This is a genomic window from Methylobacterium mesophilicum, assembly GCF_036441335.1.
Lineage (GTDB): Bacteria > Pseudomonadota > Alphaproteobacteria > Rhizobiales > Beijerinckiaceae > Methylobacterium > Methylobacterium mesophilicum_B.
Window position 1 is genome coordinate 976,592 of record NZ_MLBW01000034.1, and the last position, 18,974, is coordinate 995,565.

17 protein-coding genes and 2 pseudogenes are annotated in these 18,974 nt (G+C 71.2%); 10 read left to right on the forward strand and 9 right to left on the reverse strand.

The features are described from left to right. The first annotated feature begins 214 nt into the window (after window positions 1-214). Both MMR14E_RS25370 and MMR14E_RS25375 read left to right on the forward strand, forming a co-directional pair. Complete coding sequence (locus tag MMR14E_RS25370) at window positions 215-2,785, forward strand: TonB-dependent receptor (protein WP_331318094.1); 2,571 nt, start codon at window positions 215-217, stop codon at window positions 2,783-2,785. A gap of 208 nt (window positions 2,786-2,993) precedes the next feature. Further along, window positions 2,994-3,347, forward strand: a complete 354-nt coding sequence (locus MMR14E_RS25375) for a hypothetical protein (RefSeq protein WP_331318096.1) — start codon at window positions 2,994-2,996, stop codon at window positions 3,345-3,347. Window positions 3,348-3,389: 42 nt separating this feature from the next. On the opposite strand, the gene MMR14E_RS25380 is transcribed toward MMR14E_RS25375, so the two are convergent. The 4 genes from MMR14E_RS25380 to MMR14E_RS25395 form a co-directional block, all read right to left on the reverse strand. Next, window positions 3,390-4,907, reverse strand: coding sequence for an undecaprenyl-phosphate glucose phosphotransferase (locus tag MMR14E_RS25380; RefSeq protein ID WP_331318098.1), 1,518 nt, complete (start codon window positions 4,905-4,907; stop codon window positions 3,390-3,392). A 144-nt stretch (window positions 4,908-5,051) separates the two neighbouring features. Beyond that, the gene (locus MMR14E_RS25385) at window positions 5,052-6,251 is read right to left on the reverse strand and encodes a glycosyltransferase family 4 protein (protein WP_331318100.1); all 1,200 of its coding nucleotides are present in this window, start codon (window positions 6,249-6,251) and stop codon (window positions 5,052-5,054) included. Between the two features lie 141 nt (window positions 6,252-6,392). Next, complete coding sequence (gene trhA / locus MMR14E_RS25390) at window positions 6,393-7,076, reverse strand: PAQR family membrane homeostasis protein TrhA (protein WP_331318102.1); 684 nt, start codon at window positions 7,074-7,076, stop codon at window positions 6,393-6,395. A gap of 150 nt (window positions 7,077-7,226) precedes the next feature. Further along, complete coding sequence (locus MMR14E_RS25395; protein ID WP_331318104.1) at window positions 7,227-8,330, reverse strand: COX15/CtaA family protein; 1,104 nt, start codon at window positions 8,328-8,330, stop codon at window positions 7,227-7,229. Between the two features lie 222 nt (window positions 8,331-8,552). Here MMR14E_RS25395 and MMR14E_RS25400 point away from each other — a divergent pair, with 222 nt between their 5' ends. Both MMR14E_RS25400 and MMR14E_RS25405 read left to right on the forward strand, forming a co-directional pair. Further along, entirely contained in the window at window positions 8,553-8,759 is a 207-nt protein-coding gene (locus tag MMR14E_RS25400; RefSeq protein WP_331318106.1) for a DUF2842 domain-containing protein, read from the forward strand. A gap of 66 nt (window positions 8,760-8,825) precedes the next feature. Beyond that, window positions 8,826-9,191, forward strand: coding sequence for a hypothetical protein (locus MMR14E_RS25405; protein WP_331318108.1), 366 nt, complete (start codon window positions 8,826-8,828; stop codon window positions 9,189-9,191). Between the two features lie 9 nt (window positions 9,192-9,200). Here the strand turns inward: MMR14E_RS25405 and aat are convergent, their stop codons facing one another. The 4 genes from aat to MMR14E_RS25425 all read right to left on the reverse strand — a co-directional run bounded on the left by aat (window position 9,201) and on the right by MMR14E_RS25425 (window position 12,849). Then, window positions 9,201-9,899, reverse strand: a complete 699-nt coding sequence (gene aat / locus MMR14E_RS25410; protein WP_331318110.1) for a leucyl/phenylalanyl-tRNA--protein transferase — start codon at window positions 9,897-9,899, stop codon at window positions 9,201-9,203. 79 nt (window positions 9,900-9,978) lie between these two features. Then, complete coding sequence (accC, locus tag MMR14E_RS25415) at window positions 9,979-11,331, reverse strand: acetyl-CoA carboxylase biotin carboxylase subunit (RefSeq protein ID WP_331318112.1); 1,353 nt, start codon at window positions 11,329-11,331, stop codon at window positions 9,979-9,981. A gap of 104 nt (window positions 11,332-11,435) precedes the next feature. Further along, on the reverse strand, window positions 11,436-11,909 hold the full coding sequence (gene accB, locus MMR14E_RS25420; protein WP_331318113.1) for an acetyl-CoA carboxylase biotin carboxyl carrier protein: 474 nt from the start codon (window positions 11,907-11,909) through the stop codon (window positions 11,436-11,438). A 157-nt stretch (window positions 11,910-12,066) separates the two neighbouring features. Then, the gene (locus MMR14E_RS25425) at window positions 12,067-12,849 is read right to left on the reverse strand and encodes a DsbA family protein (protein ID WP_331318114.1); all 783 of its coding nucleotides are present in this window, start codon (window positions 12,847-12,849) and stop codon (window positions 12,067-12,069) included. Window positions 12,850-13,071: 222 nt separating this feature from the next. On the opposite strand from MMR14E_RS25425, the pseudogene MMR14E_RS25430 reads away from it, so the two are divergent. Continuing rightward, window positions 13,072-14,227 (forward strand): annotated as a pseudogene (locus MMR14E_RS25430) (pyridoxal phosphate-dependent aminotransferase). 4 nt (window positions 14,228-14,231) lie between these two features. Here the strand turns inward: MMR14E_RS25430 and gph are convergent. Then, complete coding sequence (gph, locus tag MMR14E_RS25435; RefSeq protein ID WP_331318115.1) at window positions 14,232-14,924, reverse strand: phosphoglycolate phosphatase; 693 nt, start codon at window positions 14,922-14,924, stop codon at window positions 14,232-14,234. 172 nt (window positions 14,925-15,096) lie between these two features. Between gph and MMR14E_RS25440 the strand changes: the two genes are divergently transcribed. The 5 genes and pseudogenes from MMR14E_RS25440 (at window position 15,097) to MMR14E_RS25460 (ending at window position 18,841) form a co-directional block, all read left to right on the forward strand. Further along, a complete protein-coding gene (locus tag MMR14E_RS25440; RefSeq protein WP_331318117.1) occupies window positions 15,097-15,561 on the forward strand; it encodes a hypothetical protein in 465 nt (154 codons plus the stop codon). A gap of 130 nt (window positions 15,562-15,691) precedes the next feature. Beyond that, window positions 15,692-16,405: a ribose-5-phosphate isomerase RpiA gene (gene rpiA / locus MMR14E_RS25445; RefSeq protein WP_331318119.1), complete on the forward strand. Its 714-nt coding sequence runs from the start codon at window positions 15,692-15,694 to the stop codon at window positions 16,403-16,405. 157 nt (window positions 16,406-16,562) lie between these two features. Then, window positions 16,563-17,090, forward strand: a pseudogene (locus MMR14E_RS25450) (O-antigen ligase family protein); the annotation flags it as partial. Then, window positions 17,087-18,469 (forward strand): glutathione-disulfide reductase, encoded by a 1,383-nt coding sequence (gene gor / locus MMR14E_RS25455; protein ID WP_331318121.1) that lies wholly within the window; start codon window positions 17,087-17,089, stop codon window positions 18,467-18,469. The pseudogene MMR14E_RS25450 and the gene gor, both read left to right, overlap by 4 nt. Before the next feature lie 54 nt (window positions 18,470-18,523). Then, window positions 18,524-18,841 carry an RNA polymerase sigma factor region1.1 domain-containing protein gene (locus tag MMR14E_RS25460; protein WP_012319648.1) on the forward strand — a complete coding sequence of 106 codons (318 nt, stop codon included), beginning with the start codon at window positions 18,524-18,526 and terminating at the stop codon, window positions 18,839-18,841. Window positions 18,842-18,974 lie beyond the last annotated feature (133 nt).

Consider the following 18,974-nt stretch of genomic DNA (forward strand, 5'->3'; position numbering starts at 1 on the left):
AGCGGATTGCCGGAACATCCCTAAGTGACTGAAATCTCTATCGAAACTGTTGCTGTTTAACCACGTGACGCGAGGTTCGGTCGATGCGGACCGGAAATGAAGCCGAAACTCGCCTCACGTGTTCTTGAACCGATTGTGCGCCATCCCCGCACCCGCCAAGAGAGACCCAAGCTCGGCAGTCACGAGCATGTGTTCGGGTTTGAGGGGGTTGGGAATGTCACTTCGGGCGCTTCGGAGCAGCCTGGTCGCGTCGGCGTCGGTTCTCGCCGGGACGGTTCTCCCGGCGGCGGTGCAGGCTCAGCAATCGGTGACGCTCGGCGAGATCAGCGTCGTCTCGACGTCGCCGGTCGGGTCCGGCGGCGGAAATTCGAGCCAGGCGCAGATCTTCAACGGGCCCGGCCCGGTGCCGCCAGCCGGTTCCGTTGGACCGAGCGCCGGGGTGCGGCTGCGCGGCTCCGAACAACCCCTCTACAAGATTCCCAGCACGGTGGAGTCGGTCACGGCGAGCGATCTCACGATCGATCGCGCCAGCGACAACCTGACCACGACGCTGGCCCGGCGCACCCCCGGCATCAACGTCTCGGACTCGCAGGGCAACAACAACCGCGTCGACATCACCTATCGCGGCTTCACGGCCTCCCCCGTGCAGGGCGTGCCGCAGGGGCTGGCCGTCTACCAGAACGGCGTGCGCATCAACGAGGCCTTCGGCGACGTCGTCAATTTCGACCTGATCCCGCCGCAGGCGATCCAGCGCATCGACGTCGTCACCGGCAACCCGGTCTTCGGCCTCAACGCGCTCGGCGGCGCGGTCAACATCCAGATGAAGAACGGCTTCACCTGGCAGGGCACCGAGATCTCGGCCTGGGGCGGCTCCGACGCGCGCACCGCAGGCTACCTCGAGTACGGCAAGGTCTCCGGTCCCTGGAGCTTCTACTTCACCGGCGACGGCCTGAACGACCGCGGCTGGCGCTACCAGAGCCCGAGCACGATCGGCCGCCTCTACGGTGATATCGGCTACCGCTCGCAGGATTCGGAGTTCCACCTGATCGGGCTCGCCGCCCGCAGCTTCTTCGGCGCCGCCGCGGCCACCCCGGTGGACTTCACCCACCGCGACCCGCGGGCGATCTTCACCTACCCGCAGACCACCACCACCGAGGTCGGCACGCTCCAGCTGACCGGCCGGGTCGACCTCTCGCCGACCTGGGATCTGGCCGGAAACGCCTATTTCCGCCGCTTCAGCCAGACCTACGTCGACGGCAACGACGGCAATTTCGAGAACTGCAGCACGCGCTCGAGCTTCCGCGGCAACCTCTGCTTCGAGGACGACGGATTCAGCCCGGCGGCCGGACAGTCGCAGCTCGCCTTCCGCAACCAGTTCCTGATCCTGGGTCAGCAGAACCAGCGCATCCCGTTCCGGGCCGGCATCCCGTACGGCACGCTGGACACGACCCGGACGGAAGCCACCGGCTTCGGCGGCTCGCTCCAGGCCGCGAACCGCGACCGGATCTTCGGCCTGTCCAACAGCTTCGTGGTCGGCGGCAGCATCGACGCGGCCAATTACGGGTTCAAGTCGTCCAGCACGCTCGGCGTCATCAACCCGGATCTGTCGATCACCACGAACCCGAGCAACCCGTTCTACGGCAACATCCCGGGCCTCGGCACGCCGCAGCTGCGGACCGCCGGCGCGCTCGGCATCGCGCCGAGCTCGGTCAACGGCTCCAACCTCTACATGGGCCTCTACACCCTCGACACGCTCGACGTGACCGACCGGCTGTCGCTGACCGCCGGTGCCCGACTCAACTTCGCGCGCATCCAGAGCGAGGACCTGACCGGCTTCTCGCCGGACGTGACCGGCACGCACTACTTCAACAAGATCAACCCGGTCGCCGGCCTGACCTACCGGTTCTTCGACGCGCTGAACCTCTACGGCAGCTACTCGGAGTCGAACCGCGCCCCGACCCCGCTGGAGCTGGCCTGCGCCAACCCGGACCGGCCGTGCCTGCTGCCGAACTCGCTGGTGGCGGACCCACCGCTCAAGCAGGTCACCGGGCGGACCTACGAGGTCGGCTTCCGCGGCCAGCTGCCGAACACCTATGACGGCGGCATCATCACCTACAAGATCGGCGCCTTCCGCACCGACCTCGCCAACGACATCCTGTCGTTGGCCACCCCCGGCAACACCGCCCGCGCCTACTTCGTCAACGTGCCGTCGACGCAGCGGCAGGGCATCGAGGTCGGCGGCGAGTACACGGCCGATTACCTGCGGGTCTACGCCAACTACGCGCTGGTCGACGCGACCTTCCAGTTCAACGGCACCCTGTCGTCGCCCAACAACCCGCTCGCGGATGACGGCGCGATCCAGGTCCGCAAGGGCAACGTCGTGCCGCTGGTGCCGACCCACCAGATCAAGGCCGGGTTCGACTATTTCGTCACGCCCAACTGGCAGTTCGGCCTCTATCTCCAGGCCTTCTCCTCGTCCTACTTCCGCGGCGACGAGTCGAACCTGAACCGCAAGCTGCCGCCCTACTACGTTCTGAACTTCCAGACGAAGTATCAGGTGACGAAGAACCTCGAGGTCTTCGGCCTCATCACCAACCTGACCAACAACCGCTACACGACGTTCGGCACCTATGCCGAGCCGGGCGCGGTGGCCGGCAACCTGCGGATCAGCGATCCGCGGACCACCACCTTGGCCCAGCCGTTCTCGGTCTACGCCGGTATCCGCTACGCCTTCGGCGCAGACCCGGTGCCGATGTCGCCGGAGCCGATCATCCGGAAGTACTGATCCGTACACGGAAACGAGAAGCGGGCGCCTCCCGCGGCCCGAGGGCCGCGCGGGGCGCCCGCCGCGTTTCGGAGCTGCCGCATGCGGCCTCCTGTCTCGGGAACGGGCCCGTTCGCCCGGCGTCTCCCCGGTACCCGCACCGCCGCCGCCCGCTCCTGCGTGAGCGGGCGGCGGCGGCCGCATCCCGACACCGTGGAGCCTCGTCCCGATGATCATGCGTTTCGCCGTTGCAGCCCTGGCCCTGGCGGCCGCGACGCCCGCCCTGGCGACCCCGTGCGCCGACGAGGTCGACACGCTGCAGCGGCGGCTCGACAGTGCCGGCGCCGCCTCGGTGACCGGCACGACCCCGCCCGGCGGCACCACGTCCTCCAACTCGCCCAAGGCGCTCGACACGCCGCCGGCTCTGACCAAGTCGGACGCCGCCGTGAAGCCCACCGCCGCGGGCGTGGAGGAAGCCAAGAAGCTGGTCGCTCAGGCGCGCCAGCAGGACAAGTCCGGGGACGCCCAGGGCTGCCGCGACACGATCATGAAGGCCAAGGAGAAGGCCGGCGCCCTGCCGTAGCGGAGCCCGCGGCCGGCACCGCCCCGGTGCCGGCCACACCGATCAGTAGGCGTTCTCGGTCTTGAACAGTGCGAACGGCGTCGTGAGCAGGATCTGCAGGTCGAGCAGCACCGACCAGTTCTCGATGTAGTAGAGGTCGTGCTCGACGCGCCGCTGGAGCTTCTCGGACGTGTCCGTCTCGCCGCGCCAGCCGTTGACCTGCGCCCAACCGGTGATGCCGGGCTTGACCTTGTGGCGGGCGAAGTAGCCGTCGACCACTTGGTCGTACAGGGTGTTGGCGGCTTTGGCCTGCAGCGCGTGCGGGCGCGGGCCGACCAGCGACAGGTCGCCCTTGAGCACGTTGAACAGCTGCGGCAGCTCGTCGAGCGAGGTCTTCCGGATGAACCGGCCGACCGGCGTCACGCGCGGATCGCCCCTGGTCACCATCCGGGCCGCGCCGGCGTCACACTGATCCACGTACATCGAGCGGAACTTGTAGACCTCGATCAGCTCGTTGTTGAAGCCGTGGCGCTTCTGCCGGAACAGCACCGGCCCGCGCGAGGTCAGCTTCACGGCGACGGCGATCGCCAGCATGAGCGGCGACAGCGCCAGCAGCATCATCAGGCCGACGCAGCGGTCGAACAGCGCCTTCACCACCACGTCCCAATCGGCGATCGGACGGTCGAAGACGTCCAGCACCGGGACCGAGCCGAGATACGAGTAACTGCGCGGGCGCAGGCGCAGTTTGGCGGCGTGTGCCGAGAGCCGGATGTCGATCGGCAGCACCCAGAGCTTGGCGAGCATCTGGAGGATCCGCGCCTCCGCGGAGATCGGGATCGTGAAGACGATCAGGTCGAGCCGGGCATGCCGCGCGTAGGCGACGAGGTCGTCGACGTTGCCGAGTTTCGGGTGCCCCGCCACCACGTCCGAGGACCGATCGGCGTTGCGGTCGTCGAACACGCCGACGATGCGGATGCCGCTCTCGCTCTGCGTCTCCAGGGCGGCGATCAGGTCCTCCGCGGGCTGGCCGCCGCCCACGATCGCGGTGCGCCGGTCGAACCGTCCCGCCCGGGTCTGCGCGTCGATGATGCGGAAGAGGACGAAGCGCCCGACCAGCAGCGCAGCGAGGCCGGTGCCGAAGAAGGTCGCGAGCCAGAGGCGCGAGTAATGGTCGGCCACCTTGACCAGCACGAGGCCGGCGGCGACCATCAGGAAGGTCATCGACCACGCCGCGATCAGCCGGAGCGCGGTCTTGAAGAAGCTCCGGAAGGCGGCGATGCGGTAGCCGCCGGACGCCTGGATCAGCGTCACGGTGATGACCGCGATCGTGCCGATCGCGCCCGCGTAAGTCAGCCCGAACGGGACGCGGCTGCGGAGCATCAGGAGATGGAGCAACGCGCCCAGGCCGAAGATCAGCGTGCACTCGAGGGCGCGCACCAGCCCGGCCACCACGACGGGCGAGATCGCCGTCGGCCCGGGCGAAGCCGTCTCGGCGAGGGGCACGCTGCCCGCGGCCGGGGCCGAGGGCGCCTCCATCGGGACGGCGGCCTCCAGAAGATCGCGGATGTCGAACGCGCTCATCGATCGGCTCCCCCCGAGCCTTGCGGTCGCTGCCTCGGCGGAAGCTTGGCACGGGGCGTTGTGGGAACATTTAAGAGCGCGGGCGGCGTCGCCTTTTCCACCGCGGCGCACAGGCCCCCGCTCCGCTTCAGGCCGGTCTCGTCCTCAGGCGGTCCGGGCTCCGGCGATCGCCCGCGGCGCGGGATCGCGGCGCCCCGCGCGGGCCTCGAAGGCCGCGGCGTAGCCGGAGATCACCTCGCTGCCCATCCGCTCAAGGGAGAAGCGCTGGCGAATCGAGGCGCTCAGGCTCTGCGTCCGCGCGGCCAGGGCTTCCGGCGCGGCGTCGAGGACACACCGGATCCCTTCGGCGAGCGCGGCCACGTCCCGCGACGGGACGAGGTCGTGGGCTGCCGCGCCGAAGATCTCCGGGATGCCACCCACCCGGGTGGCGACCAGGGGCTGCGCCGCGGCGGCGGCCTCGAGCACGACGTAGGGCAGCGACTCCGCCAGCGACGGGACGACGAGGATGCGGCCGCGGGCCAGCACGGAGCGGATCGCCTGCGGCGGCTCGAACGCCACCGCATCGGCGAGGCCGAGGCGGACCACGGTCTCCCGAAGGATCTCGGCGTCCGGCCCGGAGCCGACCAGCAGCAGGCGCAGCACGCGGCCCTCGGACCGCAGCCGGGCCAGGGCCTCGAGCAGGTACGGCAGGCCCTTGGCCTCCCGCAGCTCGCCGACATAGAGCAGGTCGAATGGCTCGGCGACGCGGTCGAGCGGCGCGAACTCGGCCTCGGCGATGCCGTTGTGGACGATGCGCGTCACGCGCTCCGGGCCGCCGACGAAGCTCCTGTGGCGCCCGGCAACGTACTCGCTCTCGAACAGGAACGCGTCGGTGCGGCGGGCGAGCACCGCCTCGGCGCCCATGTAGAGGCGGTGCAGCGGGCTGCCCGGCCGATAATTGTAGCTCCCACCGTGCGGCGTGTAGGCGCGGATCGCCGGACCCGCGACGGCGAGCCGGGCATAGGCACCGCCCTTGGCGCCGTGCCCGTGCAGCACGTCCGCGCCGACCTCCGCGGCCCTCTGCGCCACGGCCCGGAGGCAGGACCAGTCCGACGGGTGCGGGTTCCGGCGCATCGGGATCCGGACCAGGCCGAGATCCAGGCTGGGCATCAGGTCGGCCAGAGCGCCCGCGGCGCGCTCACCGCCGGTGCTGGCGTCGCACACGAGGCCGACATGATGTCCCGCTTCCGCCTGAAGGCGGGCGAGGTCCATGACGTGCCGGAACAGGCCGCCCACCGGCGCCCGGAACACGTGCAGGATCCGGTAACGCGGCGCGATGCCAGAGTCGATCGTCTTCGGGACCACGGTCCAGCTCCCGGGAATATCAGTCCCCAGGTTGTGGTGCAGCCATGGTCGCGGGAAACTTAAAGCCGATTGCCGGCACTCGACCTTTTCTTCGGAACGGTAACCGGAGTTTTACGCGCGAGTTCGCAATCGATCGCGACACTACGTCATCGGCGAGCCGTTCAGGCTGGCCCAGATCGTCCCGTAGTGGCAGGCCGTGGCGGCGAGGACGAAGCCGTGCCAGATCGCGTTCTGGAAGGGCAGGGTCCGCCAGATGTGGAAGACGACCCCGATCGAGTAGAGGGCCCCGCCGATACCCAGGAGCCACAACGCCGTGGGCTGTAGCGCCGCGATCACCGATTCGTACGCGAGCAGCCCGCTCCAGCCGAGCAGCAGGTAGAGCCCGATCGACAGGCGATCGAACCGGCCCGGCAGGAACAGCTTCACGGCGATCCCGATCAGCGCCACGATCCAGATCATCGCCAGGAGCCCGTAGGCGCGCGGCCCCGACCCGACGAGGGCGACCAGCGGCGTGTAGGTCCCGGCGATCATCAGGTAGATCAGGGCGTGGTCGGCGCGGCGCAGGAGCCACTTGCGCGGGCTGACGGGGTAGAGATTGTAGACGGCGGAGACACCGAGCATCAGGAGGAGGGCGGTGGCGTAGACGACCACCGCGGCCCGCTCGCCGAGACCGAGATGCGCCGTGACGGCGGTCGCCACCAGGGCCACGGCGCCAGCGAAGCCGAGCACCACCCCGAGACCGTGGATCACGCCATCCGCCATGATCTCCCGCGGCGTGTAGTGCCAGGTCAGGGAGAGCGGTCGACCATCCTCCGCGAGAGACATCTTGAAGCCTCCTGCAACGCGTGCAGCTTAAAGCTTGAGAAGTCTTAGTTGTTCCATGTGCAGATTGCTGATGGGGAGTTATCCCAAGGTTCCACAAAAAGCGGTAAAAGTCTCGTGCGGCGCAGCGAGACCGCTGCACCGCACGAAAGCCTAGAGCCGGCCGGCGGCGAGCCCTTCGAAGCCCAGAGGCGGCTCGGCGGCGGCGCGTTCGATCAAGCCGGATCCACGGCTGAGCCGGGCATGGACCGTGGCCATCGTCAGCACCGCCATGGCAAGCACTTGATGTGCCAGCGCGGCCCAGAGCGGCACCGCGAGGAGCAGCGTCGCGATCCCCAGGGCCATCTGCGCGAGGACGAGGATCACGACCCCCGTGGCCCGTCCGGCCGCGCTCCGCGGGCCGGTGAGCCGGGCGTCGACGGCGTGCAGCACCGCCACGACGAACACCAGATAGGCCGTCAGCCGGTGGTCGAACTGAACCAGGGCGTGGTTGTCGACGAAATTCTCGATCCAGGGCCGGATCGCGAACAGGCTGTCCAGCGGCGGGACGAGCTGGCCGTCCATGGTCGGCCACGTGTTGTAGACGAGACCGGCGTGCGAGCCGGCGACGAGGCCGCCGAGAAAGATCTGCACCAGGACCAGGATCGGCAGCAGCAGGGCCGTTACCCGCAGGCGGGCCGGAGCCGGGGCCAGGACGCCGCGGCGCTCGCCCGCGGCCAGCCAGACCAGCCCGGCCAGGATCAGGCTCGCGGTCGTCAGGTGCAGCGCGAGCTTGAGCGGCGCCACCGCCGTCATGCCCGGTTGGAGGCCCGAGGCGACCATGATCCAGCCGATGGCGCCCTGGAGGCCGCCGAGCACGCCGAGGCCGAGCAGGCCGAGGCCGAGGCGCCGGCTGATCCGGCCCTGCCACCAGAACACGAGCAGCGGCAGGAAGAACACGAGGCCGATCACCCGCCCGAGCAGGCGATGGCCCCACTCCCAGCCGTACAGCACCTTGAAGGCGGACAACCCCATGCCCTGGTTGAGGATGCTGTACTGCGGCGTGTCCCTGTACTTGGCGAATTCGGCAGCCCAGTCGGCCTCGGTGAGCGGCGGGATCGCGCCCGTGACGGGACGCCACTCGGTGATCGACAGGCCGGACCCGGTCAGCCGCGTCGCACCGCCGACCGCCACCATGGCGACCACCAGGGCCGCGACCACGTAGAGCCAGGTTCGCACCGCCCCCGACCGCCGGTCGCCCGCGCCACTCATGTCCATGCACGTCCCTTCCGCGGGTGCCGGGATGCCCCCGCCGTGCCCGGGTTAGGGGATGTCCGACCGGCCAGCAACGGCGCCGGCGCCGCAGCCCGCGTCAGCGGGCGCGTTGCCAACCGGATCCCGGAACGGTAGCCGTCCCCCGTCCGCGCCCGCAGCGCCGGCCACCAGGCCTGGGGCGCGAACGAGGGGCACAGTCCGGGAACAGGGTCCAGGAACACAGCCATGCGCCGCCGCACCCGGACCCTGATCGGCACCCTCGCCATCCTGGCCTTCGTCTGCCTCTACGGCCCGCTGGCCATGACCCTGGCCGACAGCCGCATCTCGGAGACACCGGCGGCGGTTCAGGCGGTGATCTACTCGATCCTCGGCATCGCGTGGATCTTCCCGCTGATGCCGCTGATCCGATGGATGGAGCGGCCCGATCGCTGAGGCCAACCCTCGATTTCGCCGCACTCGGGGATCACAAGCCTGCCGTCCCCGCTCGAGACCCCCTCCGTGCACCGCCCGACACTCTGCCTCAAGCCGCTGGCCGCCCTCGTCGTGCTGCTCGCGCCCCTTCCGGCCCTGGCGCAGGGGACACCGCGCTCCATCGGGGAATGCGAGCGCCTCAAGAACGACCTCGCCTACAATCAGTGTCTCGCGATGTTCGGCCCGGCGGCCAAGAATGTCGCCGGTGGCTACGCCTCGGCCGACACGACGGTCGCCGCGGCGGCAACGCCCGCGGCCGCCATGGCCGAGCCGATCCCGCAGGTGGAGGAGACGGTCGAGGCGAGCACCAGCCGGAGGCGGCGTTACCGGTCCGCGCGCGGCCGGCAATACGCCTCGTTCTCGACCGGCTACCGGCACCGGCGTCGGCGCTAGCGCCGACGTTCAGGGCTTCCGGACCTGGCCGGGTTCCGGAGCTTCGAGGGCCTCGAGGACGCGCGCACCCGGCACAGAGCCGTCGCCGGGCCAGACGTTCCAGTCGGCGACCTGATCGAGGGCGTCGGCGAGGCGGCGCTTGTAGACGTGGCGCGGCACCTCCTCGGCACCGAACTGCGTCAGGTGATCGGTGACGAACTGGGTGTCGGCGAGCCGGTAGCGTCCGGCCCGCAAGCGGGCCATGAGGTGGACAAGGGCGACCTTCGAGGCGTCGCGGACCTCGTGGAACATGCTCTCGCCGAAGAAGGCCGCCCCCAGCGAGACACCGTAGAGGCCGCCGACGAGCCGTCCGTCCGCGCCCGCGTAGACCTCGACCGTGTGGACATGGCCGATGTCGAACAGGGCGCCGTAGAGCTCGCGGATCCGCCCGTTGATCCAGGTGCGCTCGCTGTCCCGGCGGGGCGCCGCGCAGCCGTCGATCACGCCGTCGAAATCGGTGTCGCAGCGGACCACGAACTGGTCGGACCGCACTGTCCGGGCGAGTCGCCGGGGAACGCGGAACGCGTCGAGGGGCAGCACGCCGCGCGCCTTGGGCTCGACCCAGTACAGCGTCGGGTCGTCGGCATCCTCCGCCATCGGGAAGATGCCCGCCGCGTAGGCCTTCAGCAGGATCTCGGGGGTGATGTCCACGCGGGCGGTGTCGTGCATGCCGTGAGTGTCGCGCGCAGCCGGCACGAAGACCAGATCCCGCGCGCGCCGCTCTCGCCGCAGCCCCGCCCGGGTCCGATCAGGCTTTCATGCCGCCGTCGTCCAGGAAATGCTCCAGCCAGTGGATGTCGTAAAGGCCGTTCTGCACGTCCGGGTTACGGACGAGCGTGCGGAACAGCGGGAGCGTCGTGTCGATCCCGTCGATGACGAACTCGTCCAGGGCGCGCCGCAACCGCATGAGGCACTCGTTGCGGGTCCGGCCGTGGACGATCAGCTTCCCGATCAGCGAGTCGTAGTTCGGCGGGATCCGGTAGCCCTGGAACGCCGCCGAATCGACGCGGACCCCGAGGCCGCCGGGCGTGTGGTAGTGGGTGATCTCGCCCGGCGACGGCCGGAAGGTCTCCGGGTGCTCAGCGTTGATCCGGCACTCGATGGCGTGGCCCTCGACTTTGATGTCCGCCTGGCTCACCGAGAGCGGGCCGCCCGAGGCGACCTGGATCTGCTCGATGACGAGGTCGATCCCGGTGATCATCTCGGTCACCGGGTGCTCGACCTGGATGCGGGTGTTCATCTCGATGAAGTAGAACCGCCCGTCCTCGTAGAGGAACTCGATCGTCCCGGCGCCGAGATAGCCGAGTTCCTTCATCGCGTTGGCGCAGATGCCGCCGATCTCGGCGCGCATCGACTCGTTGAGCGCCGGCGAGCCGCCCTCCTCCCAGACCTTCTGGTGGCGGCGCTGGAGGGAGCAGTCGCGCTCGGCGAGATGCACGGCGCCGCCGCGGCCGTCACCCAGCACCTGCACCTCGATGTGCCGGGGCTTCTCCAGGTACTTCTCGAGATAGACCGCGTCGTCGCCGAAGGCGGCCTTGGCCTCGGACTTGGCCATGCCGATCGCCTGCTCCAGTTCGGCCTCGGAGCGCGCCACCTTCATGCCGCGGCCGCCGCCGCCGGCCGCGGCCTTGACGAGCACGGGATAGCCGATACCGGCGGCCACGCGCTTGGCGGTGTCGATGTCGTCGACGCCGCCCTCGGAGCCCGGCACGCAGGGGATGCCGAGCTTCAGCGCCGTGCGCTTCGCCTCGATCTTGTCGCCCATGGTGCGGATGTGCTGCGCCTTGGGGCCGATGAAGCCGATCTGGTGATGGGCCAGCACCTCGGCGAAGCGGGCATTCTCCGACAGGAAGCCGTAGCCGGGATGCACGGCGTCGGCCCCGGTGATCTCGCAGGCCGCGATGATCGACGGGATGTTGAGATAGCTGTCGCGGGCGGCCGGCGGCCCGATGCAGACGCTCTCGTCGGCGAGGCGAACGTGCATGGCATCGGCGTCGGCTGTGGAGTGGACCGCCACGGTGGCGATCCCGAGCTCCTTCGCCGCCCGCAGGATGCGCAGGGCGATCTCGCCGCGGTTCGCGATCAGGATCTTGTCGAACATCGGTCCCGTTAGGGCCTCCTGGCGATCCCGGACCGCGCAGGATGCTCTATCCTCTCGTGTTGCGGCGTCGTCCGGGACTGGGCGGCGAGCGCCCGGCGGACGTCCTAGGTGATGACGAGCAGGGCCTCGCCGAACTCGACCGGCTGGCCGTCCTCGACGAAGATGGCGCTGATCGTGCCGGCGCGGGGCGCCACGATCTCGTTGAAGGTCTTCATCGCCTCGATGAGCAGCAGCTTGTCGCCGACCTCGACCTTCGAGCCGACTTCCACGAACGCCTTGGCGTCGGGCGAGGGCCGGAGATAGGCGGTCCCGACCATCGGGGAGGGCACGGTGCCGGGCTGCGCGCGGGCGGGCTCGGCCGGGGCGAGGGGGGACGACGCGGCGGGCGCCGCCGGGGGAGGGGCGACGGCCGCGAGGGGCGCCGGCGCCGCGACCTGCACGCTCACGGGTTCGAGCCGCCGCGCGACACGAATGCGCAGGTCGCCCTTCTCGACCTCGATCTCGGACAGGCCGGTCTCGGTCACGAGGTTGGCGAGCTCGCGCACGAGCTCGGGATCGATGGCGTCGTTCTTTGGCATCCGGCCTACTTCGTCTCGCGGCACGTCGGTGCGTCCATCCGGGCTCGGCCCTGGACCCCCACCGCGGCCCTGCGGCTGGCGGCTCTTAGACGAAGGCGCCCCGGCGCGACAAGGCTGCGCGGAACGCCTTCGGGGTCCGTCGGCCCGATCCGTCAGCTCAGCAGGAGGCGTGGCCGCACTGGCGCACGTCGGCGATGGTCTTGCGCATGGGCTCGACGCCGACGGCGCCGGGGATCACCTCGTCGCCGATGATGAAGGCCGGCGTGCCCGAGAGGCCCAGGCGGTCGCCGAGGCCGCGGTTCTCGCTGAGCGCGGCCTTCACCTCGGGAGAGGCCATGTCCTTCTGCAGCTTGGCGGTGTCGACGCCCATGTCCTTGGCGACCTGGATCGCCCGGGCGCCGTTCACCCGACCCTTGGTCTCCAGGAGCTTCTGGTGGAACTCGAAGAGCTTGTCGCCCTTCAGCTGCTGGCGCACCGCGACGGCGACCTGGCTGGCCTCCAGCGATTCCGGGCCGAGCACCGGGAAGTCCTTGATGACGACCCGCAGCTTCGGGTCGGACTTGATCAGCGCCTGGACGTCGCCCAGCGCCTTGCGGCAGTAGCCGCAATTGTAGTCGAAGAACTCGACCAGCGTGACGTCGCCCGACGGATTGCCGGCGACGACGTCGTGGGGACCGTTGACGAGGGCCTCGCGCGACTCCTTGAGGGCTGCGGCCTGGGCGAGGCGCTGCGTCTCGGCCTGCTGCTTCTCGGCCTCGGCGAGGGCCTCCTGGAGCACCTCGGGATGCTTGATCAGGTAGTCCTTGACGATCGCCTCGATGCCGGCGCGCTGCGCGTCCGTGAACGGCGCGGCGGGGGGCGTCGCGGTCTGCGCCAGGGCGGGAGCGGCGACGAGGCCGAGCGCCAGGACCAGCGCGGGCAGGGGTCGGGTGAAGGGCATAGATCCTCGCTTGCGCGGCGGGCCGGCCCGCGCGTGGCGCGAGCGGTAGGGGCTGGGTTAGGCGTTTTCGCGGCGTCCGGTCAAATCCTCGCGGCCGCCGCGGCAAGCGGCGGCGCGGCGTGCACCGATCGGCGCGCGGCGGAGCCCGGCCGCGGCTTGAGGCACGGCCTGCGAGCGTCTACCCCCGGGACGCCAGCTTCGTCCGGCGCAGAGCAGACCTCCATGATCCCGATCTCCCGGCGCGCCGCCGCCGTCCAGCCGTTCCTCGCGATGGATGTCATGGCCGCCGCCGCCGCCAAGGCGCGGGCCGGCGACGCGATCGTGCGGATGGAAGTCGGCCAGCCGTCGGCGCCGGCGCCCCGGGCGGTCNATCGCGGCCGCGCAGGCGGCGCTCGCCACGGGCCGCGTGCCCTACACCGAAGCCCTGGGCCTTCCGTCCCTGCGCGAACGGATCGCCCGCGACTACGTGGAGCGGCACGGCGTCGCGGTGAGCCCGGAGCGGGTGGTGATCACCACCGGATCCTCGGCCGGCTTCGTGCTGGCCTTCATGAGCCTGTTCGATTCCGGCGCCCGGGTCGCCGTGCCGCAGCCGGGCTATCCGGCCTATCGCAGCATCCTGGCCGCCCTCGACCTCGTGCCGGCGCCGATGGTGCTGCGCGCCGAGGACCGCTTCGCGCCGACAGCCGCGCTGCTGCGCGAGACCCACGCCCGGGCGCCGGTCGCCGGGGCGCTGGTGATGAGCCCGGCCAACCCGTCCGGCACGGTGATCACGGAGGGCGCCCTGCGGGATCTCTGCGCGGCGACGCGCGGCCTCGGCCTGCCGCTGATCTCCGACGAGATCTATCACGGCCTGAGCTACGGCGAGCCGACCGTCACGGCCCTGCGCTTCGACCCCGACGCCGTCGTGATCAACTCGTTCTCCAAGTATCACTGCATGACCGGCTGGCGCGTCGGGTGGATGGTCGTGCCCGAGGCACTGGTCCGCCCGATCGAGCGGCTGGCGCAGAATCTCTACATCTCGGCGCCGTACCTGTCGCAGGTCGGCGCCCTGGCGGCCTTCGATGCGACGGACGAGCTCGACGCCGTTCGCGACGGCTACGCGCGCAACCGCGCGATCCTCCTGGACGCGCTGCCGGGCCTCGGCCTCGGCCGCGTGCACCCGGCCGACGGCGCCTTCTACCTCTACGCGGACGTCTCGAACCTCACCAACGACGCCTCGGACTTCTGCCGGCGGATGCTCGACGAGGCCCACGTCGCGGCAACCCCCGGCCTCGACTTCGACCCGGACGAGGGCAACCACCACGTCCGCTTCTCCTTCGCGGGCTCGGAGACCGAGTGCCGCGAGGCGGCGGCGCGGCTGGAGGCGTGGCTGCGCTGATCGGTCAGGCCGACGGCACGAGCGCGCCGACCGCCTCGACCAGCTCCGAGAAATGCTCGATCACCCGATCGGGCCCGAGTTCGGCGACCGGCCGGTCGGTGTAGCCGAAGGTTACCGCCACGACCGGGATCCCGGCGGCCTTGGCGGTGTCGATGTCGGTCCGGGAATCGCCCACCATGACGGCGCGGGCCGGATCGCCGTCGGCGCGCTCGATCGTGCCAGTGAGGTGGCGCGGGTCGGGCTTGGACTGCGGGAACGTGTCCCGGCCGCAGATCGCCGCGAAGCGGTGGCCGATCCCGAGGAGGCGCAGCAGCTCGACCGACTGCCCCTCGTACTTGTTGGTGCAGACCGCGAGCCGGAAGCCCGCGGCCTCGAGGGCGTCGAGCGCCTCGACGACGCCCGGGAAGAGGTGGGACGTGTCGGCGAGATGCGCCCCGTAATGGGCGATGAAGGCGTCGAACAGCCGGTCGTGGTCCTCCGGCGAGAGCGGCCGCCCCTCGGCCTCGAAGCCCCGCCGGATCAGCGCTCGGGCGCCGGCGCCGATCAGGCCTCGCGCCTGCGAGAGGGGCAGTTCGGCCAGCCCCTCGCGCTCCATCAGCACGTTGAGGGTGCCGATGAGATCGCCCGCGGTCTCTGCCAGCGTCCCGTCCAGGTCGAACACGGCGATCGGAGGCTTGCGGGTCGCTTCGGTGGACATGCGTCGGGGGCTCCGTGCTGGGCGAGATCGCGTACGGCGTCGCTATCGGGGCGGGGGACCGGGGGCAAGCGGAGCGCGGAGCGAACGCGGATGCGCGGATCGTCTCACCGGGCGCCCCAGACTCGCCCGAAAGCGCAGCGAAACGCAGCGCGTACCAGTCCCGGGACCCGCCATGAAACTCTCCCTGCCCCTCCTGGCCGCCTGCGCGGCGCTGCAAGCCCTGCCGGCGGCCGCGACGTCCTTCGAGTTCGTGCCCGCCCCGCAGACCGACCTGAACCGGATGTACCGGGTCGACAAGGTGACCGGCGAGGTGACGTCCTGCCAGTACGGGCTCCAGGAATCGGCGGGCGGCATCGGCCAGACGGTCTGCTTCGGGCCGGGGGAGGGCGCCGGGCCGCAGGCCCCGTCGGAATACGGGCTGGTGGCGAGCCGGCACACCCGCGAGGCCGGCGTCTTCCGGGTGAACTACCGCACCGGCGAGATGAGCATCTGCTTCGTGCTGGTGAAGAAGGAGCAGGTCGTCTGCACCCAGCAGGGCAAGCCCGGCGCCGACGGCGCGTCCGAGGCGCCGCTCACAGGTCCGGCTCCCGGCCGCGCCGGCGCCAGCGCCACCCCGACACAGGGCGGCCGTCCGTGACGCAGCCGTGCGGGCGCGGGCGTTCCGGTCGGGCCGGTCCCGTGCTACGGGCCGCCCGACGCTCACGCAATGACCGGCTGCCCATGACCCGCGCTCCCTCGCTCTCCCTCGCCGACCGGGCGGTGTCCCGGTGAGCGGGCCGGATCTGCGGCGGGCCGCGGCCGCCCGCGCCCTCGACCTCGTCGAGCCGGGCATGCGGCTCGGCCTCGGGACGGGTTCTACGGCGGCAGCCTTCGTGGCGCTTCTCGGCGAGCGCGTTCGCACCGGCCTGGACATCGTCGGCGTCCCGACCTCCGAGGCCACGCGCGCCCAGGCCGAGAGCCTCGGGATCCGCCTCGCGACCCTGGACGAGCAGCCCGAGCTCGACCTCACCATCGACGGCGCGGACGAGGTCGACGACCGGCTCCGCCTGATCAAGGGCGGCGGCGCGGCGCTCCTGCGCGAGAAGATCGTCGCCTGCGCGAGCCGCCGCATGGTGGTGATCGCCGACGCGGCCAAGCACGTCTCGCGGCTCGGCGCCTTCCCACTGCCGATCGAGGTCAACCCCTTCGGCCTCAAGGCCACGCACCGCGCCGTCGAGGCGGCGGTCGCGGGGGCCGGCTGCTCCGGTGACGTCCGGCTGCGTGCCCGGACGGATGGCAAGCCCCTGGTCACCGACGGGGGCCATTACATCCTCGACGCGCGCCTCGGTGCGATTCCCGATCCGGAGGCCCTCGGCGCCGCGCTCTGGGCCGTGCCGGGCGTCGTCGAGCACGGTCTGTTCCTCGGCATCGCCGACGCCGCGATCCTGGCGGCGGCGCGAGACGGGCAGGCCGAGGTCACCGTTCTCGGCAGCCTCACCTGAGGCGCCGCCCTCGATCGCCGGCCATCCTCGCAAGAAAGTCCAGCATGTCCCGTCGCCTCACCGCCGTGCCAGGCCTCACGCTCAGCCTCGCGCTCGGCCTCGCGCCCCTGGCGCTCCCGCATGCGGCCGCCGCGCAGCCGCACAAGGCCGCGCAGGCGGACTCGCGGTGGCGCTCGCCCCGATCGAGGGCGACCTCCTCGCCCGCACCGTGCCGGAGGCCGCCCACGAGCGCCTCGTCCAGTCCTCGTCCCGGGCCCGGGTCGCGATCGCGCGCAGCTTCGGGGCCGCGGTGGCGGCCGATCTCTGGCGCGGCGCGGGCGTCGGCACCAGCGCGCGCTTCGCCGAGACGCCCGTCGCGCGGACGGTGCCGCCGGAGATGCGCGTGCTCCTCGGGGTCGGGCACCCGCACAACAGCTTCCTGCAGGTCTGGGCCGAGCTCGGCCTACCCGGCGCGGTCCTCGCGGCGCTGACGCTGATGCTGCTGCTCGCCCGGATCGCGCCCCTGCCGCGGCCGGACCGCGCCGCCGCTCTCGGCCTCGTCGCCTGCGCGGCGGCGATCGCCTTCGTCGAGCATAACGGCTGGGCCGCGTGGTGGACGGCGGGGCTCGGCGCTGCCATCACCTGGATGCGCGCGGCCGCCCCGGCCGGTGCGCCCGAGAGATCCGAGCGGGACGGTCCGGCATGAGCGCGTTCGACGTCGACCTCTTCGTCATCGGCGGCGGGTCCGGTGGTGTCCGCGCGGCGCGGATCGCGGCCGGGTACGGCGCGGGGGTGATGCTCGCCGAGGAGTACCGGGTGGGCGGCACCTGCGTGATCCGCGGCTGCGTGCCGAAGAAGCTGATGGTCTACGCGGGCCGCTTCGCCGACGAGTTCGAGGACGCCGCCGGCTTCGGCTGGACGGTGGAGAAGCCCCGCTTCGACTGGGGCACCCTCAAGACGCGGCGCGACGCGGAGGTGACCCGTCTGGAGGGCATCTACGACGCCAACCTGATCCGCGCGGGCGTCGAGATCGTGCCCGAGCGGGCGGTGATCGAGGATCCCCACACGGTCCGCCTCGTCGCGTCCGGCCGAACCATCCGGGCCGAACGGATCCTGGTGGCGGTCGGCGCGCATCCCGTGAAGGAGCCGGCGGTGCCGGGGATCGAGCTGGCGATCACCTCGAACGAGGTCTTCGAGCTGGAGCGCCTGCCGGAGCGGATCCTGGTGATCGGCGGCGGCTACATCGCGGTGGAATTCGCCGGCGTCTTCGCGGCTCTGGGCAGCCGCACGACGCTGCTGCACCGGGGCGACAGGCTGCTGCGCGGGTTCGACGACGAGATCCGCGACGCCCTGGCCGAGGCCTACGGCCAGCGGATGGACCTGCGGCTCGGGCGCACGCTGCGGCGCGTCGAGCGGCGGGACGGCGGCCTCTGCGCGCAGCTCGACGACGGCAGCGAGATCCTGGTGGACCAGGTGCTCGTCGCCACCGGCCGGCGGCCGAACGTCGAGGGCCTCGGCCTCGACCGCGTCGGCATCGCGACCGACGCCGCCGGGGCGATCCCGGTCGACGCCTACTCGCAGACCCAGGTGCCGTCGATCTACGCGGTGGGCGACGTGACCAACCGCGCCAACCTGACGCCGGTGGCGATCCGCGAGGGTCACGCCTTCGCCGACACGGTCTACGGCGGCAAGCCCGCCTGCGTCGACCATCGCCTGATCCCGACCGCGGTGTTCTCGACCCCCGAGATCGGCGTCGTCGGCCACAACGAGGCGGCCGCCCGCGCGATCTACGGCAAGATCGACGTCTACAAGGCCCGCTTCCGCCCGATGAAGGCGACCCTGTCCGGCCGCGAGGAGCGGATCCTCATGAAGGTGCTGGTCGACTGCGCCAGCGATCGGGTGGTCGGCGTCCACATCTTCGGCCACGATGCCGGCGAAGTGATCCAGGCGGTCGGCATCGCCGTGACCATGGGCGCTACGAAGGCGGATTTCGACCGGACCATCGCGGTCCATCCCACGGCGGCCGAGGAGCTCGTGACGATGCGGGTCCCGGAGGTCACCAAGCATCCGGTCGGCGTCGGCTGAGACCTCCGCGCGGCCGGGGCTCGACGCGGTGCGCGACCGAGCCATATCAGGGTCATGGGCAAGCAGGGCACCGGCAAGGGACGACGCGAGGACGACGCGCACGCGCGGCGGCAGGCGGTCATCGACGGCCTGCTGGAGGACGCGCTGCGGCCGGCCTTCCACCGGCCACCGAGCCACGAGGCCCTCTCACCGGATATCCGGCAGGCGATCGACCGCCTCCTCGCCAAGGCGGAGGCCCAGCGCAGCCGCAACCTGACCTACGACGACCTGGAGGAGGCGCTGCCGCCCCGGGACGTGTCGGCCGAGGATCTGGAGGCGATCTTCTGGATCCTGGCCGAGCACGGGATTGAGGTCGAGGACGGCGAGGCTTGACCCGAGGCTTGGCTCGAGACCCGACGCCGGGACGCGCCTGCCCCATGTTCGCGGCACTCGCATGTCCGCGGGAACCTCTCTATAAGCCGCGCTTCGCGCGTCGAGCGCGATCGCACGAAGGGGTGCGCGGAGA

Coding starts and splice junctions, on each gene's coding strand:
- MMR14E_RS25375 (WP_331318096.1), top strand. CDS start 2,994: ATGATCATGCGTTTCGCCGTTGCAGCCCTGGCCCTGGCGGCCGCGACG.
- accB (WP_331318113.1), bottom strand. CDS start 11,909: ATGCCAAAGAACGACGCCATCGATCCCGAGCTCGTGCGCGAGCTCGCC.
- MMR14E_RS25440 (WP_331318117.1), top strand. CDS start 15,097: ATGAAACTCTCCCTGCCCCTCCTGGCCGCCTGCGCGGCGCTGCAAGCC.
- MMR14E_RS25460 (WP_012319648.1), top strand. CDS start 18,524: ATGGGCAAGCAGGGCACCGGCAAGGGACGACGCGAGGACGACGCGCAC.
- gph (WP_331318115.1), bottom strand. CDS start 14,924: ATGTCCACCGAAGCGACCCGCAAGCCTCCGATCGCCGTGTTCGACCTG.
- trhA (WP_331318102.1), bottom strand. CDS start 7,076: ATGTCTCTCGCGGAGGATGGTCGACCGCTCTCCCTGACCTGGCACTAC.
- MMR14E_RS25380 (WP_331318098.1), bottom strand. CDS start 4,907: ATGAGCGCGTTCGACATCCGCGATCTTCTGGAGGCCGCCGTCCCGATG.
- gor (WP_331318121.1), top strand. CDS start 17,087: ATGAGCGCGTTCGACGTCGACCTCTTCGTCATCGGCGGCGGGTCCGGT.
- MMR14E_RS25425 (WP_331318114.1), bottom strand. CDS start 12,849: ATGCCCTTCACCCGACCCCTGCCCGCGCTGGTCCTGGCGCTCGGCCTC.
- accC (WP_331318112.1), bottom strand. CDS start 11,331: ATGTTCGACAAGATCCTGATCGCGAACCGCGGCGAGATCGCCCTGCGC.
- MMR14E_RS25400 (WP_331318106.1), top strand. CDS start 8,553: ATGCGCCGCCGCACCCGGACCCTGATCGGCACCCTCGCCATCCTGGCC.
- MMR14E_RS25395 (WP_331318104.1), bottom strand. CDS start 8,330: ATGGACATGAGTGGCGCGGGCGACCGGCGGTCGGGGGCGGTGCGAACC.
- MMR14E_RS25370 (WP_331318094.1), top strand. CDS start 215: ATGTCACTTCGGGCGCTTCGGAGCAGCCTGGTCGCGTCGGCGTCGGTT.
- aat (WP_331318110.1), bottom strand. CDS start 9,899: ATGCACGACACCGCCCGCGTGGACATCACCCCCGAGATCCTGCTGAAG.